The sequence below is a fragment of the Halomonas chromatireducens genome, assembly GCF_001545155.1.
GTDB lineage: Bacteria > Pseudomonadota > Gammaproteobacteria > Pseudomonadales > Halomonadaceae > Halomonas > Halomonas chromatireducens.
In genome coordinates this window covers 3,299,995-3,316,103 of record NZ_CP014226.1, presented here as the reverse complement: position 1 = coordinate 3,316,103, position 16,109 = coordinate 3,299,995, and the positions used below count along the sequence as shown (strand labels likewise).

General features: G+C 65.7%; 15 protein-coding genes. 7 read left to right on the top strand and 8 right to left on the bottom strand.

Annotation, left to right across the window (positions count from 1 at the left end):
• Nucleotides 1-89 precede the first annotated feature (89 nt).
• The gene (locus LOKO_RS15300; protein WP_066451295.1) at nucleotides 90-527 is read right to left on the bottom strand and encodes a nucleoside deaminase; all 438 of its coding nucleotides are present in this window, start codon (nucleotides 525-527) and stop codon (nucleotides 90-92) included.
• Between the two features lie 169 nt (nucleotides 528-696).
• Between LOKO_RS15300 and LOKO_RS15295 the strand changes: the two genes are divergently transcribed.
• Nucleotides 697-1,290 (top strand): NADPH-dependent FMN reductase, encoded by a 594-nt coding sequence (locus tag LOKO_RS15295; protein ID WP_066451292.1) that lies wholly within the window; start codon nucleotides 697-699, stop codon nucleotides 1,288-1,290.
• A gap of 37 nt (nucleotides 1,291-1,327) precedes the next feature.
• On the opposite strand, the gene LOKO_RS15290 is transcribed toward LOKO_RS15295, so the two are convergent.
• On the bottom strand, nucleotides 1,328-1,879 hold the full coding sequence (locus LOKO_RS15290; RefSeq protein ID WP_066451289.1) for a hypothetical protein: 552 nt from the start codon (nucleotides 1,877-1,879) through the stop codon (nucleotides 1,328-1,330).
• A 325-nt stretch (nucleotides 1,880-2,204) separates the two neighbouring features.
• On the opposite strand from LOKO_RS15290, the gene LOKO_RS15285 reads away from it, so the two are divergent.
• The 6 genes from LOKO_RS15285 (at nucleotide 2,205) to phoR (ending at nucleotide 10,286) form a co-directional block, all read left to right on the top strand.
• Nucleotides 2,205-3,158: a PstS family phosphate ABC transporter substrate-binding protein gene (locus LOKO_RS15285; protein WP_066451280.1), complete on the top strand. Its 954-nt coding sequence runs from the start codon at nucleotides 2,205-2,207 to the stop codon at nucleotides 3,156-3,158.
• Nucleotides 3,159-3,297: 139 nt separating this feature from the next.
• Nucleotides 3,298-5,601 carry an ABC transporter permease subunit gene (locus LOKO_RS15280; RefSeq protein WP_083517616.1) on the top strand — a complete coding sequence of 768 codons (2,304 nt, stop codon included), beginning with the start codon at nucleotides 3,298-3,300 and terminating at the stop codon, nucleotides 5,599-5,601.
• Nucleotides 5,602-5,616: 15 nt separating this feature from the next.
• A complete protein-coding gene (gene pstA, locus LOKO_RS15275) occupies nucleotides 5,617-7,293 on the top strand; it encodes a phosphate ABC transporter permease PstA (protein ID WP_066451279.1) in 1,677 nt (558 codons plus the stop codon).
• Nucleotides 7,294-7,410: 117 nt separating this feature from the next.
• On the top strand, nucleotides 7,411-8,169 hold the full coding sequence (gene pstB / locus LOKO_RS15270) for a phosphate ABC transporter ATP-binding protein PstB (protein WP_470303299.1): 759 nt from the start codon (nucleotides 7,411-7,413) through the stop codon (nucleotides 8,167-8,169).
• 118 nt (nucleotides 8,170-8,287) lie between these two features.
• Nucleotides 8,288-8,977 carry a phosphate regulon transcriptional regulator PhoB gene (gene phoB, locus LOKO_RS15265; protein WP_066451277.1) on the top strand — a complete coding sequence of 230 codons (690 nt, stop codon included), beginning with the start codon at nucleotides 8,288-8,290 and terminating at the stop codon, nucleotides 8,975-8,977.
• Between the two features lies 1 nt (nucleotide 8,978).
• Nucleotides 8,979-10,286, top strand: a complete 1,308-nt coding sequence (gene phoR / locus LOKO_RS15260; protein ID WP_066451275.1) for a phosphate regulon sensor histidine kinase PhoR — start codon at nucleotides 8,979-8,981, stop codon at nucleotides 10,284-10,286.
• On the opposite strand, the gene phoU is transcribed toward phoR, so the two are convergent.
• From phoU to LOKO_RS15230, 6 genes are all read right to left on the bottom strand, one after another.
• A complete protein-coding gene (gene phoU / locus LOKO_RS15255; protein WP_066451271.1) occupies nucleotides 10,270-10,998 on the bottom strand; it encodes a phosphate signaling complex protein PhoU in 729 nt (242 codons plus the stop codon). The two genes, phoR and phoU, sit on opposite strands and share 17 nt — an antisense overlap.
• A gap of 19 nt (nucleotides 10,999-11,017) precedes the next feature.
• Nucleotides 11,018-11,875 (bottom strand): phosphate ABC transporter ATP-binding protein PstB, encoded by an 858-nt coding sequence (gene pstB, locus LOKO_RS15250; protein WP_083517614.1) that lies wholly within the window; start codon nucleotides 11,873-11,875, stop codon nucleotides 11,018-11,020.
• 19 nt (nucleotides 11,876-11,894) lie between these two features.
• Nucleotides 11,895-13,478 (bottom strand): phosphate ABC transporter permease PstA, encoded by a 1,584-nt coding sequence (pstA, locus tag LOKO_RS15245; protein ID WP_066451268.1) that lies wholly within the window; start codon nucleotides 13,476-13,478, stop codon nucleotides 11,895-11,897.
• Nucleotides 13,475-14,608 (bottom strand): ABC transporter permease subunit, encoded by a 1,134-nt coding sequence (locus tag LOKO_RS15240; protein WP_066452392.1) that lies wholly within the window; start codon nucleotides 14,606-14,608, stop codon nucleotides 13,475-13,477. Before LOKO_RS15240 ends, pstA (LOKO_RS15245) begins: the two co-directional genes overlap by 4 nt.
• A 43-nt stretch (nucleotides 14,609-14,651) precedes the next feature.
• Nucleotides 14,652-15,518: a PstS family phosphate ABC transporter substrate-binding protein gene (locus LOKO_RS15235; RefSeq protein ID WP_083517744.1), complete on the bottom strand. Its 867-nt coding sequence runs from the start codon at nucleotides 15,516-15,518 to the stop codon at nucleotides 14,652-14,654.
• Between the two features lie 184 nt (nucleotides 15,519-15,702).
• Entirely contained in the window at nucleotides 15,703-16,089 is a 387-nt protein-coding gene (locus tag LOKO_RS15230; protein ID WP_083517743.1) for a response regulator, read from the bottom strand.
• Nucleotides 16,090-16,109: the final 20 nt, after the last annotated feature.

Genomic DNA, 16,109 nt, shown 5'->3' with positions numbered 1-16,109 from the left:
TCCGCGCACGGTAACCGGGACATGTGACAGTTTCATGACAGCCAGGCATATCGCCTCGCCGACATGGGTCCACCTTCCGGTACGGCGCGCTATTCCCCGATGTCTTCGTTCCAGAGGTCGGGCGATGCCTCGATGAAAGCGGACATCATGTCGATGCAGGCCTGCGACTGCAGCACCTCGACATCGACGCCCCGAGAACGCAGCTGCGCCTCCTCACCCATGAAGGTCCGATTCTCGCCAACGACCACCCGGGGAATGCCGTAGAGCAGGATGGCGCCGCTGCACATCGGGCAGGGTGACAGCGTCGTATAGAGCACGCAATCCCGATACACTGAGGCTGGCTGGCGCCCCGCATTCTCCAGAGCATCCATCTCGCCATGCAACACCGTGCTGCCCGACTGCACCCGCCGGTTATGGCCTCGCCCCAGGATGCGTCCACGGTAGACCAGTACCGAGCCGATGGGGATACCCCCTTCCGCCAGGCCCCGGCGGGCTTCGTCCAGGGCAGCTTGCATATACTTGTCCATGGAAGGCTGACTCCAAGTCCATGAGATGGGAAAACACCGGTCGCCGCGTGACCATAGCAAAACAGCGGCAACTCTGCGCGGTGACCGGCCGGCGAAGCGGGAAGCGCAAAGTGTAGCAACCTGCCGGCCGGGCTCATCCAAACGACGAAATGGCACAGGGAGATCCAAGATGTCAGACCAGACTACCGCAGCTCGAATCCTGGTATTCGCCGGAAGCACCCGGGAAGCGTCCTTCAACAAGCGGCTGGCCCGCCTGGGTGCCCGCCGCCTGGACGCGCTGGGCGCCCAGGCCACCTTCATCGACCTGCGCGACTATCCGATGCCGCTCTACCAGGGTGACCTGGAGGCCGAACATGGCCTGCCCGAAAACGCGCTGGCCCTGCGCAAGCTGCTGGCCGAGCATAGGGGCCTGCTGATCGCCTCCCCGGAGTACAACGGCTTCATTACCCCATTGATGAAGAACACCATCGACTGGATCTCGCGCCCCCATGAAGGCGAGAGCGGCCTCAAGCTGTTCGCGGGCCGGGTCGCTGCGCTGCTCGCCGCCTCGCCCGGTGGACTGGGCGGCATGCGCAGCCTGGCGCTGATGCGCCAGCTGCTGAGCAATGTCGGGGTGACGGTACTCCCGGACCAGCTGGCCGTAGCCAAGGCGGGTGACGCCTTCGATGACCGCGGCGCCCTGACCGACGAGAGCCACCAGCAGAAATTGGACGCCATCTGCCAGCGGCTCGCCGAGACAACGAAGCTGTTCGACCGGGCATGAGCGAGACCGCGCGAAGCCCTGGCAAGGCCAGCAGCAGTTACTCCCAGCGCCAGCCGTGCCGCTGCCACCACGCCAGCGCTATTTCACGGTTCTCGCGGTTGGTGCTCTCCGTCAGCACCGTACCCAGTTGGATGTAGTCGCCGCCGGTTTCCGCCATGAGCGCGGAATCCTGGGTGGCCAGCTGTAGCGCGTAGAGCACCAGCATCAACTCATAGGCATCGGTAGTGTCGATCAGGCCGAACAGCAGCGGCACCGCCGGCTCACCGATCTGTCCAAGCCGCTCCGCGGCGATGTACCAGACCCGCGGGTGCTCGTCGCCCCCATAGGTGTCGATGAAGCGCCGATCCGCCAGCCGGCTTACGTAGTAATGCGCCTCATCTACCTCGGTGGCGAACAGGGCCGGCAGCCAGTAGCGATCTTCCCTTGCCGTGCCGCTTGGCGGCGGTTCGGCTTGGGAGGAAGGCGGCGGTGCCTCCGCCTGCGGTGGCGCCGGCTCATCCGCCGGTGGCGGCTCGGAACGCCCGGCACAGCCAGCGGCCAACAGCGCGGTCAGCAAGCCCAGGCCGGCGAAAAACGTGCGAACTGACATAATGCCCCTTCTCCCTACGTTCGGCATGTCATTGCCGGTAACTTTCAAGCCGGCCACCGCCCCTCCCTGCCGGTAAAAAAGAGGGGCGGAACCAGCCGGATTCTATCGCGGTCGCGGCAAGCCGCACAGCACTTCACGGGCACTCACGAGCGCTTGCCGTTACACAGGGCTGTCCCACAAGGCTGTCACAGAAGGTTCATCAAACCCCCGGCTTTTGTCACCGAAGTGTCATCCGCTCTCCCTATAGTCGTAGCCATCGGTCATCGCGAATGTGATCGAGATTCCAAGCTGGATGCCAGCGCTGCGAAATAGTGGAGAGAGAAACATGAAACTGAAGGTAATGGCTGCTGCCGTCATCGGCGCCTCGTTCATTTCGATGCCTGTCCTGGCGGATGTCGATCCCGATCTGCCCGACTACGAGACCGTCAGCGGTATCTCCGGCAACATGACCAGCATCGGCTCCGATACCCTAAACAACCTGATGACCTTGTGGGCCGAAGAGTTCGCCGGCTACTACCCCAACGTCAACATCCAGATTCAGGGCGCCGGCTCCGGCACCGCGCCGACCGCGTTGACCGAGGGCACCGCCCAGTTCGGCCCCATGAGCCGCGAGATGCGCACTTCCGAGATCCAGTCCTTCGAGGAGCGCTTCGGTTATCCGCCGACCATGGTACCGGTGGCCATCGACGCCCTGGCGGTCTACGTCAACCAGGACAACCCGATAGAGAGCCTGACCATCCCGCAGATCGACGCGATCTTCTCCGATACCCGCCGTTGCGGCTACGACGAGGACATCACGCGCTGGGGTCAGCTGGGGCTGGACGGCGCCTGGGAGAACCGCGATTTCACCCTCTATAGCCGTAACGCCGTCTCAGGCACCTACGGTTTCTTCGCCGAAAACGCCCTTTGCGGCGGCGACTTCAAGGCCTCGATCAACGAGCAGCCGGGCTCCGCCTCGGTGGTGCAGGGCGTCAGCGAGTCGGTCAACGGCATCGGCTACTCCGGCATCGGCTACATCACCTCCCAGGTGCGTGCGGTGCCGGTAGCACGTGACGAAGGTGAAGAAGCCTTTACCGTGGACAACGAGAACTACCCGCTGGCGCGCTACCTGATGGTCTACGTCAACAAGCACCCCAATGAGGACCTGGATCCGCAGCAGGCCGAGTTCCTGCGCATGATCCTGTCGCGTCAGGGCCAGGAAGTCACCAACCGTGATGGCTATATCCCGCTGCCCGAGGCGGTTGCCAGCCGCGTGCGCGGCGAGCTGGGCCTCGACTGATCCAAATGATTCAGCTGGCCATGAAAGGGGCGCTTCGGCGCCCCTTTCGCATGCATGAGGGCAGCACTGTCATGGATCTGTCATCTACGCCCCTTACGCTTGCCCTACCTTTCGCACTCGCCGGGACTGCCAATCCATCATGAATGACATTTCCCAGTCACCACAACGTCGTCAAATCGCCCCTGGCGGGCAGCGCTCGCTGCTGCCCTCACCCGAGCAACGCGAGCGGCTGCGCAAGCGGCGCGCCTTCAAGGATCACTTTTCACGCTACGGCATCGGCATTGCCGGGATCGGCGTGGTCGCCGCCCTGGCGATGATCTTCGTCTATCTGTTCTCCGAAGTGGCGCCGCTGTTTCGTTCGGCGAGCGTCGCCCCCCAGGCCAGCTACAGCGTGCCGGGTGTCGGCGCCGACGACGAACTGGTGCACCTGACCCTGGAGCGCTATAACCAGCTGGGTACCAGCTTCTCCCAGCTTGGTAACGTCACCTTCTTCGAGACCGAGGACGGTGCGATCCGCACCCAGTTCGCGCTGCCGATCCCGGAGCAGGCGACGACCATGGCGGTGGCCACCGCCGTCGCCAATGCCAATGCGGTGGCCTACGGCTTCGATAACGGCCAGGTGTCGCTCGGGGTACTGGAGTACGCGCTTTCCTATCCCGATAACCTGCGTCATATCGAGCCCGACCTGGCGCTGCCGCTGGGCGATGAGCCGATCACCCTCGACGAGCAGGGACGTGCCATAGAGGTGCTCGGCGTGCAGGTCAGCGATCGCGGCACCTACATTGCCGCGGCCACCGAGGACGGCGAGCTGCTGCTGGCCTCGTTCGAGCGTCGCGAGAACCTGATGACCGGCGAGGTCAGTATCGAGCAGGACACGGTCACGCTGCCGGCCTTCGACGGCGAGCCGCGCCAGATCCTCATCGACGGTCGCTTCCGCCACCTCTACGTGGGCGATGACGCTGGTCGGATCCACCACTACGACATCGGCAACCTCGACAGCGTCGACTACCTGGGTGCCGTACAGGTCACCGACCAGGGCCAGGTCACCAAGATGGCCTATCTCAACGGCACGGTGTCGATCATTGCCGGGACCAGCGACGGCCAGGTGCGCCAGTACTTCCCGGTGCGCCAGAGCGGCGGGCAGCACAGCCTCGAGCACATCCGCGACTTCGCCCGCTACCAGGGCGCCATTACCCATATCGAGCCGGAGTACAACCGCCACGGGTTCCTGGTCGGCGACGATCAGGGCTACCTCGGTATTCACCACACCACCGCCGGGCAGGATGTCTTTCAGGCCCGCATGACCGAGGGGCCGCTGAGCCGGATCGCGGTCTCGCCGGTGAATACCATGGCGCTGATCGTCGATGACCAACGCCAGCTGCAGCGCGCCGAGGTGGCGAATCGCCACCCGGACATCTCGCTGTCGTCGCTGTGGGGCAAGGTCTGGTACGAAGGACGCAGCGAGCCGCGCTATATCTGGCAGTCCACCGCATCCACCGATGCCTTCGAGCCCAAGATGAGCCTGATGCCGCTCACCGTCGGCACCCTCAAGGCGGCCTTCTACGCCATGCTGTTCGCCACCCCGCTGGCGCTGATGGGAGCTGTCTATACCGCCTACTTCATGACCCCCAAGCTGCGCGGCAAGGTCAAGCCGACCATCGAGATCATGGAGGCACTGCCGACGGTGATCCTCGGGTTCCTCGCCGGCCTGTGGCTGGCGCCCTTCATCGAGGGCAGCCTGCCCGCGGTGTTCAGCGTACTGCTGCTGATGCCGCTGGCGATGCTGGCCTTCGCCTACGTCTGGAGCCGACTGCCGGAGGGTATTCGTCGGCTGGCGCCGGAGGGCTGGGAAGCGGCGCTGCTGGTGCCGGTGATCCTGCTGGTGGGCTGGTTCTGTGTGGCCATGAGCCCGCACCTGGAGATCTGGCTGTTCGACGGCAATATGCGCCAGTGGTTGACCGACATCGGCATCGTCTACGACCAGCGCAACGCCCTGGTGGTAGGCATCGCCATGGGCTTTGCGGTGATTCCGACGATCTTCTCGATCGCCGAGGACGCGGTGTTCAACGTGCCGCGCCACCTGACCCAGGGCTCGCTGGCGCTGGGCGCCACCCGCTGGCAGACGGTGCTGGGCGTGGTGCTTCCCACCGCCAGCCCCGGGATGTTCTCGGCGGTGATGATGGGCTTCGGGCGCGCCGTGGGCGAAACCATGATCGTGCTGATGGCCACCGGCAACAGCCCGATCATGAACTTCAACATCTTCGAGGGCATGCGCACCCTGTCGGCGAATATCGCCGTCGAACTGACCGAAACCGCGGTGGGCTCGAGCCACTTCCGGGTGCTGTTCCTCGCCGCCCTGGTCCTGCTGGCCATGACCTTCGTGGTCAACACCCTGGCCGAAATCATTCGTCAGCGCCTGCGCAAGCGCTACAGCAGTCTCTAATTCCAGGAGTCGATGATGAAGCAATGGTACAAGAGCGGCGCCCCCTGGATCTGGCTGAATGCCGGGGCTGTCGCGATCTCCGTGATCATGGTCGTGGGCCTGATTGGCCTGATCGCCGTGCGCGGCCTAAGCCACTTCTGGCCGGCCGAGATCGTCGAGTTTCAGGTCGGTGACCCTGAGCTGGGATTGGGCCAGATGGTGGTCGGCGAGCACGTGCGCTCCCAGACCATTCCGGTCCAGGTGGCGCGGGATGCCGGCATCGCCGTGCCGCCGGAACTGGGCGAGGGCGACCTGGTGACTCGCCACCTGATCAAGCAGGGCAACCGCGACGTCACCGGACGCGACTTTGCCTGGTACCCCGAACTGCAGATGAGCGAATGGCAGACGCCCCCCGACGCCATGGTGCTGGAGCGCCGCGAGTGGGGGGACTTCTTCGGCTATCCGCTGCGGCTGCTCGAGAATGGCGAGGTGGTCGCCGAGGGCGAGGGACTTTGGGACGCGCTGCAGGAACGCATCGCCCGTGGCAATGACCTGTTTCGCGAGATCCGTCGCATCGAGCGCCGCGACGTGGGAGTAATCAGCGAGCGCATGGAAGCGCTGCGCCTGCAGCAGCGCGGACTGCAGCGTGACCCGGATATCGCGCCGGAGGCACTCGCCGATGCGCTGGAGCGCATCGAGAGCGAAGGCGCCTCGCTGCAGGCGGAGTTCCAGGTGTTGCGCCAGGAGCTCGATGTACTGCGCCAGGCGAGCCGCCGGGACGTGCTGGTGGCCAGTGTGGCCGGTGGCGAGGAGGTCGAGATCAGCGTCGGCGAGATCGTGAGCGCGGTGCAGCCCAACAGCCTGAGCCTGAGCGCCAAGGCGGCGGCCTATGTGCAGCAGTTCTGGGCCTTCGTAAGCGGTGAGCCCCGCGAGGCGAATACCGCCGGCGGCATCTTTCCGGCGATCTTCGGCACCGTGACCATGGTGCTGCTGATGTCGCTGATCGTCAGTCCCTTCGGCGTACTGGCGGCCATCTACCTGCGCGAGTACGCCAAGCAGGGCCCGCTGCTCAAGTTGATCCGGATCTCGGTCTACAACCTCGCCGGGGTGCCCTCCATCGTCTACGGGGTGTTCGGCCTGGGCTTCTTCGTCTACACCCTGGGCGGCTCCCTCGATGAGCTGTTCTATTCCGACCGCCTGCCCTCGCCCACCTTCGGCTCGCCGGCGCTGATCTGGGCTTCGCTGACCCTGGCGCTGCTGACCCTGCCGGTGGTGATCGTCTCCACTGAGGAGGGCCTGGCGCGGATTCCCTCCTCGGTGCGCCAGGGCAGCCTGGCCCTGGGGGCGACCAAGTCCGAGACGCTGTGGAAGGTGGTGGTGCCGCTGGCCACCCCGGCGATGATGACCGGAATGATCCTGGCCATTGCCCGGGCGGCGGGCGAGGTGGCGCCGCTGATGCTGGTGGGCGTCGTCAAGCTGGCGCCGACGCTGCCGGTGGATGGCAGCTTCCCCTTCGTGCATCTGGATCGCCAGATCATGCACCTGGGCTTTCATATCTACGACGTCGGCTTCCAGAGCCCCAACGTCGAAGCCGCGCGGCCGCTGGTCTACGCCACGGCGCTGGTGCTGGTGATCCTGATCATCGTGCTCAACATGACCGCCATCAGCATCCGTAACCGGCTGCGCGAGCGCTACCGCGCCGCGTCCGATTGACGCCAACCCGACTGCATGGCGACGGCCTGGGCCGTCGCCACAACACCCAAGAGGCGAGAGATGACTACCATGACGTCAGCCATGACCACCGCCAGCCATCGCGACGCCATGCTCGGCATGGGCAAGACCACCTTCAAGGTGCGCGACCTCAACCTGTTCTACGGCAAGGACCAGGCGCTCAAGGGCATCGACCTGGATATCCCGGCCAACAAGGTGACCGCCTTTATCGGCCCCTCGGGCTGCGGCAAGTCGACCCTGCTGCGCTGCTTCAACCGCATGAACGACCTGGTCGACATCTGCCGCATCGAGGGCGAGATCCTGCTCGACGACGAGAATATCTACGCCCGCGGCGTGGATGTCGCCGAGCTGCGCCGCAAGGTGGGCATGGTGTTCCAGAAGCCCAATCCCTTTCCCAAGTCGATCTACGAGAACGTCGCCTACGGCCTGCGCCTGCAGGGCGTCAACAGCAAGTCGGTGCTCGACGAGGTGGTCGAGCGCTCGCTGCGTGGCGCGGCGCTGTGGGACGAGGTCAAGGACCGGCTCGGCGACAACGCCTTCGGCCTCTCCGGCGGCCAGCAGCAGCGCCTGGTGATCGCCCGGGCCATCGCCATCGAGCCGGAGGTGATCCTGCTCGACGAACCGGCCTCGGCGCTGGACCCGATCTCGACGCTGAAGATCGAGGAACTGATCCACGAGCTCAAGGAGCAGTACACCATCCTCATCGTCACCCACAACATGCAGCAGGCGGCCAGGGTCTCCGACTACACAGCCTTCATGTACCTGGGCGACCTCGTCGAGTTCGGCGAGACCAACACCATCTTCACCGAGCCCGAGAAGAAGCAGACCGAGGATTACATCACCGGACGCTATGGATGATGCCGGCACCCACCGTCGTCACTTCCATTGGGTCGCCGGGTGCGATAGCGCTGTCATCGAAATGACATGATATCGTGCTGTTATCGTCATCGACCCGCTACTGAGCTAGAGGCCCCGAATGACAGCCAAGACCGTTCTGATCGTCGATGATGAAGCGCCGATCCGCGAAATGATTGCCGTGGCCCTGGAAATGGCCGACTACCGTGTGCTCGAGGCCGACAACGCCCAGACCGCCCACGCCATGGTCGTCGACCACCAGCCCGACCTGCTGTTGCTCGACTGGATGATGCCCGGCACCAGCGGGATCGAACTGGCCCGTCGCCTCAAGCGCGAGACCGCCACCAGCGAGCTGCCGGTAATCCTGCTCACCGCCAAGGGCGAGGAGGACAACAAGATCCTGGGGCTCGAGGCCGGCGCCGACGACTACATCACCAAGCCCTTCTCGCCGCGGGAACTGGTGGCCCGGCTCAAGGCCGTGCTGCGCCGTTCCACCCCGAAGGGGGTGGAAGACCTTGTCGAGGTCGAGGGGCTCGAGCTCGACCCGGTCAGCCACCGGGTCAGCGCCAACGGCAAGTCGCTGGAAATAGGGCCCACCGAGTACCGCCTGCTGCAGTTCTTCATGACCCACCAGGAGCGAGCCTATACCCGCGGCCAGCTGCTGGACCAGGTGTGGGGCGGGAATGTCTATGTCGAGGAGCGCACCGTGGACGTGCATATCCGTCGCCTGCGCAAGGCCCTGGGCGATGACCACCAGCATCTGATCCAGACCGTGCGTGGCACCGGCTACCGTTTTTCCATCAAGGTCTGACATGCGCCTATGGAGCCATGAAATCTGGCGGCTAGGGCTGTTGGCCGGGGCCGGCGGCCTGATCGGCTGGTTCTTCTCGGCCTTCGGGCTCGGCCTTGCCGCCGGCATGGGCGTCTACCTTTACCGCCACCTGCGCCGGCTTCGCGCCCTTCACCGCTGGCTCACCCGCAACCCCCAGGCCGAGCCACCCGCCGCCAATGGCCTGTGGGGGGAGCTGTTCGATCGGCTCTACCGCTATCAGAAAGGCCAGCGCCATACCCAGGAGCGGCTACGTACCACGCTCAAGCGCATCCAGGAGTCCTCCGAAGCCATGCGCGACAGCGTGGTGATGCTCGACCAGCATGGCGACCTGGAGTGGTGGAACGGCGCCGCCGACCGCATGCTGGGCCTGCGCACCCACCAGGATCGCGGCCAGCACATCACAAATCTGGTACGCGATCCGCGCTTCGTCGCCTACTTCAATGCCCGCGACTACCGTGACCCCCTCACGCTGCCCTCGCCCATCGACGAGCGGATGGTCCTGCAGATCCAGATCACCCTCTACGGTGACGACGAGCGCCTGTTGATGGCGCGGGACATCACGCGCCTGCATCGCCTGGAGCAGATGCGGCGCGACTTCGTCGCCAACGTCTCTCACGAACTGAGGACCCCGCTGACCGTGCTGGCCGGCTATCTCGAGACCTACGCCGACAACGCCGACCAGCTGCCACCCCGCCTCGCCCGCAGCCTCGCCCAGATGCAGGGACAGACCACGCGCATGCAGAGCCTGGTCAACGACCTGCTGCTGCTGTCACGACTGGAGCTCGAGCAGAGCGGTGACGACCACGCGCCGCTGGACATGAGCGAGCTGCTCGAGAGCGTCCGCCACGATGCCGCAGCGCTCGCCAACGGCCAGCAGCAGATCTCGGTGGAAATCGACGAGCAGCGGCCGCTGCTCGGCAGCGAACAGGAGATACGCAGTGCGGTATCGAACCTGGCTTACAACGCCGTGCGCTACACCCCGGCAGGCAGCCAGATCGTCCTGCGCTGGAAGGCGTGCGGCCCAGGTGCCTGTATCGAGGTAGAAGACGACGGCGACGGCATCGACCCGGAGCATGTGCCCCGGCTCACCGAGCGCTTCTACCGGGTCGACAAGGGCAGGAGCACTGCCACCGGCGGCACCGGCCTGGGGCTGGCCATCGTCAAGCATGTGCTGCTGCGCCACGACGCCAACCTGGAGATCGATACGCGCCCCGGCCAGGGGGCGCTATTCCGCTGCGTCTTTCCCGAAGGGCGGCTGGTCTCACCGCGCCTCAACCACGACGCTTGAGCGCATCCTCATCGATCTGGTCCGGGTCCATGTGACGAATATCCAGCCCCTTGACCAGGTAGATGACGTACTCCGCCAGGTTGTCGGCATGATCACCGACCCGTTCCAGGGCACGCAGTATCCACATCACGCTTAGCACCGGACCGATGGCGCGGTTGTCCTCCATCATGAAGGTCATCAACGAGCGCATGGCGCTGCCGTATTCGTCGTCTACCGCCTCGTCCTCGCGCACCACCTGCAGCGCCAGCTCGGTATCGAAACGGGCGAAGGCCGTCAGCGCATCGCGCAGCATCTTGCGCACGTGCTCGCTGATGTGGCGCACTTCCACCAGTCCGCGCACGGTGGTGCCGCTCTCGATCAGGCTCAGGGCGTTGCGGGCGATCTTGCTCGCTTCGTCGCCGATCCGCTCCAGGTCCGCCGTGGCACGGATCACCGCCAGTACCAGGCGCAGGTCCGACGCCGCCGGCTGCCGGCGCGCCAGCACCCGGGTACACTCGTCGTCGATCTTGAGCTGCATGTCGTTGACCTGGCGATCTCTGTCGCGGACCTTTTCGGCCAGCCGGCTGTCGCCCTCGAGCAGGGCCCTGACCGCCTCCAGGACCTGGTTCTCGACCAGCCCCCCCATGGTCATCAGGTGGGTCTTGAGCTCCTCCAGCTCCTGATTGAACTGCCGGGAGATATGCTGGCTATGGGTGTCGCTGGTGATGTCCATGTGACTCTCCTGGTGACCGTCAGGCCATGCGGCCGGTGATGTAGTTTTCGGTGCGCGCCAGGCGCGGGTTGGTGAACAAGCTGGCCGTGGGGGCGTACTCCACCAGTTCACCGTCGTGGAGGAAGGCGGTGTAGTCCGAAACCCGCGCTGCCTGCTGCATGTTGTGGGTGACCAGCACCAGGGTCAGCTGCGACTTCAGGCTGCGAATCAGCTCCTCGATCTTCAGCGTCGAGATCGGGTCCAGCGCCGAGGCCGGCTCGTCGAGCAGCAGAACCTCGGGGCGAACGGCCAGGGTCCTGGCGATCACCAGGCGCTGCTGCTGGCCGATGGAGAGCGACCAGGCCGAGGCACGCAGGCGATCCTTCACCTCATCCCACAGCGCCGCCGCCTCCAACGCCCACTCGACGATGTCGTTCATCCGCCGCCGCGTCAGGCCGCCCTGCAGCCGGAGTCCGAAAGCCACGTTCTCGTAGATCGACATGGGAAACGGGTTGGGTGCCTGGAACACCATCCCCACCCGGCGCCGCAGCTCGTCCACCGCCACCTCGGGTGCATGGATCTCCTGTCCCTCCAGGCGGATGCTGCCCTGCCGACTCACCGCCTCGTTGAGATCGTGGAGCCGGTTCAGGGCCCGCAGCAGGGTCGACTTGCCGCAGCCGGAGGGTCCGATGAAGGCCGTGACCCGGTGCCGCGGCACCCGCAGGGTCAGGTCGCGAAGCGCCGGCTTGCCACCGTAGGCCAGGCTCAACCCCTCGACATCGAGACAACTGACGTCGGGGGCGAAGTCGATGATCGGCCCCGCTGTGTTGGGGCGATCCGAATCCAGACGAGTGGCATCCGATCGCTGGCTTGGCTGTGAGAGCGGCAGTTCGGGCATCGCTTGGCTCTATCCTCCGTCAGTGGCGCGACAGCGCACCGTGACGCGCCCTGAAATAATGGCGCAGAAATATTGCAGTCAGGTTAAGCACCACCACCACCAGAACCAGCAGCAGCGCCGTGGCATAGACCACCGGCATAGCCGCCTGGATATCGTCGCCATGGAACGCGGTATCGTAGACGTGATAGCCCAGGTGCATGAACTTGCGATCAAGATGCAGGAAGGGAAATTCGCCGTCCACCGGCACCTGTGGCGCCAGCTTGGCGACACCCACCAGCATCAGCGGCGCCACTTCACCGGCGGCACGGGCGACGGCCAGGATCACGCCGGTCAGCATGGCGGGTACGGCCATGGGCAGCACCACCCGGGTCAGCATCTCAAGACGCGTGGCTCCCAGCGCCAGCGCGCCTTCCCGCTGATGCTCGGGAATCCGGACCAGCCCCTCTTCGGTGGCCACGATCACCACCGGCAGGGTCAGCAGCGCCAGGGTCAGCGAGGCCCACAGCAGGCCCCCGGTGCCGAAGGTGGGCGACGGCAGCTCATCGCTGAAGAACCACTCATCGAGAGAGCCGCCAATCCCGTAGACGAAGACCCCGAGGCCAAACACGCCATAGACGATGGAGGGCACGCCGGCCAGGTTGCGTACCGCAATGCGTACCCAGTTCGTCAGTCGGCCCTGGTGGGCCACCTCGTTGAGGTAGACCGCCGCCAGTACGCCGAAAGGCGTGACCAGCAGCGACATCAGCATCACCATCAGCACGGTACCGAAGATTGCCGGCCATACGCCGCCGGCGGTATTCGCCGCCCGCGGCCCCTCGGAAAGAAAGCGCCACACGCCCCGCGACCAGGCGCCGATCTTTTCCGGCAGCGGCATGGCATTGGGCCGCCAGGCCCTGAGCACCTCGTCCAGGGTCAGGAGCAGTCGCCGGCCATCGGCGCTCTCCAGCACGACCACATCCCGCCGCATGCTCTCCTGAAGCTCGCGAACCCGCTCGTTGGTCTCGGCCAGCCTGCGCTGCGCCGCCCTATCGCCGGGGTCCTTCTCGAGTCGGCGCACCAGCGGCTGGATCACGCCGTGCTGGAGGTCATCGCGTTCGCCACGCAGCGCACCGACCGTGGCTAGGCGCGCCTGGAGCGCTGCCCAGGCCGCTTCGCCGCCTTCGGCTGTCCGAGCCCCTGTCTGCCCCGAGGGTCGCACGTCGACCAGGCGGCCGATGAAGTCACCATGGCGCAGACGCTCCATGACCACAAGCTCACGGGGGCGGTCGCTTTCGACGATGCGGTCGACCTCCACCCACTGCCAGACATGGCCGTCGAGATCGCGATTGCCGGTAAAGTAGAGCCGCTCCCTGCCCCCGCTTGCGCCATCCGCTGCCGGCAACGGGAGTTCGCGCACCGCACGGCCCGCGAACACCTGGCCATCGTCGAGTTCCACCAGCGACACGGATGCCGGCCAGAAGTGTGCGAGGCCGCGCACGGCGATCAGCGTCAGCAGTCCCCCGAGCAGCAGCAGCGACAGGGCCACGCTGCCGGCGGCCAGCCAGGCCCAGGCCCCCTCGCCCCGTGGCAGCCGGGCGCGCCCCGTCACCGCGGCCGGACTCATGACAGGTCTCCCAGCCGACGATAGCGGCGCCGCAGCCGGCTGCGCACCACCTCGGCCAGGGTATTGACCAGGAAGGTGAACAGGAACAGCAGCAGTGCCGCCAGGATCAGCAGCCGGTAGCTATCGCTGCCCGGTACCGCCTCGGGCAATTCGATGGCGATGCCCGCCGCCATGGAGCGCATCCCCTCCAGCGGGCTGAGGCTCATCAGCGCGGTATTACCGCTGGCCATCAGGACGATCATGGTCTCGCCCACGGCTCGGCCCGCGCCGATCATCACGGCGGCGAAAACGCCAGGCGCCGCCGCCGGCAGCACCACCTTCCACAGGGTCTGCCACCGGGTTGCCCCCATGGCCTGGGCGCCCTCGCCCAGGCTGCTCGGCACCCCCGACAGGGCGTCTTCCGCCAGGGCGTAGACACTGGGCATCACCGCAAAGCCCATGGCCAGGCCAACGATCAGGGCATTACGACTGGCATAGTCGATGCCCAGCTCGGCATCCAGCCAGCCGCGAAGGTCACCGGCGAAGAGCCGTGCCTCCAGCCAGGGGGCCAGTTCCAGCGCAGCCAGCCCCAGCATGGCCAGCCAGGGCGCCAGCCATAGCCCGGCCCAGGCTAGCGGCAGTCGCTGCCGTAGTGTAGGGCTCAGCCATCGCCAGGCACCACCCGCCATCAGGATGCCCAGCGGCATCACCAGCAGCAGGACGAAGGCCCCGGCCAGGTGGCGCTCCACCCAGGGGGCCAGCACCAGGCCCGCCACGAAGCCGATGACCACCCCGGGCAGGGCTTCCATCAGCTCCAGTGTGGGCTTGATCCGGCTGCGCAGCCGTGGAGACATATACACGGAGGAATGAATGGCCGCCCCCAGCGCCATGGGGACGGCGAATACCAGCGCCCAGAAGGCCGCCTTCAAGGTCCCCCAGGCCAGCGGCGACAGCGACAGGGTGATCTGCTCCTGGCCAAGTGCGCCGCTGAATAGTGACGGCACCACCTCGATTGCCAGGAAGGCGCCGATGGCCAGCACCGCCAGGATCACACCGATACCCCCCGCCGCGATCAGCCCCGTCGCCAGGCGATCGAGCAGATGGCGCCGCGGAGACCGGTGTGCAGGAGAAGCGGGAAAGGGCTTGGTCATGAGCAGGAGAATATAACGGCTTGATGACAATTGGATGACAAGCTCACGGCGTCAGGCCGAGGTCATGCCGCTGGCGCGAGAGTGTCTCCTCGGGCAGTGCCACAAAGCCAAGGGACGCTACCGTCTCCTGCCCCTGCGGGGAAAGCACCAGGTCGAGAAAGGCCCGCTCCGGCGCCGGCAACACGTCACCCGGGGGGAGGTTGAGGTAGAGGTAGAGCGAGCGCCCCAGCGGATAGTCACCGCGTTGCACGCTCTCGGTGTCCGGGGTATGCAGCGCTCCCTCGGCATCCACCAGGCCCAGTGCCTTGACCCCGGGGGTCAGGTGGTTGAGGCCGGCATAGCCGATGGCGTCGAGGCTCTCGGTGACCGCCGCCACTACGGCCGCCGAGCCGGGGTGCTCGTTCAGCCTACGGCGGTACTGGCCGTCGCACAGCGCACGCTGGCGGAACAGGCCATAGCTGCCCGATGCCAGGTTGCGGCCATGCAGCTCGATGCGTCGGGTAGGGAAGTCGAGGCCTAGTTGTTCCCAGCGATCAACGGCATGCTCGGCGCCACAGCGACGGGTACGCGAGAAGATCGCATCGAGCGCCTCCAGCGGGAGGACATCGAGTGGATGATGGCGATGTACCACCACCGCCAGGGCATCGCGGGCTACCTCGACCTCCAGTGGCGGATAGCCATGACGCGCCATGAACGCCTCGCGCTCCTCGTCGGTCATGGGACGCGACATGGGGCCCAGCCGGGTGGTGCCGGCGGTCAATGCGGGCGGGGCACTGGCGGAACCGCTGACCTGCAGTTGCAGGCGCACGCCGGGATAATGATGGGTGAGCTGTTCGCCCCAGCGCAGCATCAACCCGGCCAGGGTATCGGAGCCCACCGTACCCAGCGTTCCCATGGGCATATCGGGCATATCGCCACGCAGCGGAGCCTGCCCCAGTGACTGAGCCTGCACCGGCAACCAGGCAAGGCCAACCAGCAGAGCCAGCAGGCCGCGCCGCCAGCGCAGAAGCCACCGCCCAGATGCTGGCCTCACTCCTCCCTATCCAGCATCAACCGGCCATGCACCCGACTCTCAAACAAGATACCCCCTTAATTTACAAGGTTTTACTGACATAGCGCCGACCCTGCATCATCTGCCGAATGGAACCCGGCAGCTCGTCCGGGTCACCCTTGAGGATATACCCCTCGGCGCCGGCCTCGAAGGCCTGATCGACATAGTGACGCTCCCCGTGACCAGAGAGGATCGCGCACTTCATCGCCGGGTATTTCACCTTGATCGACTTGATCAGATCCAACCCATTGATTCCACCCAGGGAGAGGTCGACCAGCACCAGGTCAGGTGTCATCTCCTTGAGGCTTTCCAACGCAACCTCCCCCGACTCGACGGTCTCGCAGACCTCCAGGTCCTCCTCCTGGTCGATGAACTCTTGCAACATGTCACGCATGAAGGCGTGATCCTCGACGACAAGGACTTTTATCATGGCATCCATGCTCCCGATAT

What these genes read in the sequence shown, in the direction of transcription:
- LOKO_RS15300 (WP_066451295.1), bottom strand. Translation starts at nt 527, where the DNA reads ATGGACAAGTATATGCAAGCTGCCCTGGACGAAGCCCGCCGGGGCCTG.
- LOKO_RS15295 (WP_066451292.1), top strand. Translation starts at nt 697, where the DNA reads ATGTCAGACCAGACTACCGCAGCTCGAATCCTGGTATTCGCCGGAAGC.
- LOKO_RS15290 (WP_066451289.1), bottom strand. Translation starts at nt 1,879, where the DNA reads ATGTCAGTTCGCACGTTTTTCGCCGGCCTGGGCTTGCTGACCGCGCTG.
- LOKO_RS15285 (WP_066451280.1), top strand. Translation starts at nt 2,205, where the DNA reads ATGAAACTGAAGGTAATGGCTGCTGCCGTCATCGGCGCCTCGTTCATT.
- LOKO_RS15280 (WP_083517616.1), top strand. Translation starts at nt 3,298, where the DNA reads ATGAATGACATTTCCCAGTCACCACAACGTCGTCAAATCGCCCCTGGC.
- pstA (WP_066451279.1), top strand. Translation starts at nt 5,617, where the DNA reads ATGAAGCAATGGTACAAGAGCGGCGCCCCCTGGATCTGGCTGAATGCC.
- pstB (WP_470303299.1), top strand. Translation starts at nt 7,411, where the DNA reads ATGGGCAAGACCACCTTCAAGGTGCGCGACCTCAACCTGTTCTACGGC.
- phoB (WP_066451277.1), top strand. Translation starts at nt 8,288, where the DNA reads ATGACAGCCAAGACCGTTCTGATCGTCGATGATGAAGCGCCGATCCGC.
- phoR (WP_066451275.1), top strand. Translation starts at nt 8,979, where the DNA reads ATGCGCCTATGGAGCCATGAAATCTGGCGGCTAGGGCTGTTGGCCGGG.
- phoU (WP_066451271.1), bottom strand. Translation starts at nt 10,998, where the DNA reads ATGGACATCACCAGCGACACCCATAGCCAGCATATCTCCCGGCAGTTC.
- pstB (WP_083517614.1), bottom strand. Translation starts at nt 11,875, where the DNA reads ATGCCCGAACTGCCGCTCTCACAGCCAAGCCAGCGATCGGATGCCACT.
- pstA (WP_066451268.1), bottom strand. Translation starts at nt 13,478, where the DNA reads ATGAGTCCGGCCGCGGTGACGGGGCGCGCCCGGCTGCCACGGGGCGAG.
- LOKO_RS15240 (WP_066452392.1), bottom strand. Translation starts at nt 14,608, where the DNA reads ATGACCAAGCCCTTTCCCGCTTCTCCTGCACACCGGTCTCCGCGGCGC.
- LOKO_RS15235 (WP_083517744.1), bottom strand. Translation starts at nt 15,518, where the DNA reads ATGCCCGATATGCCCATGGGAACGCTGGGTACGGTGGGCTCCGATACC.
- LOKO_RS15230 (WP_083517743.1), bottom strand. Translation starts at nt 16,089, where the DNA reads ATGATAAAAGTCCTTGTCGTCGAGGATCACGCCTTCATGCGTGACATG.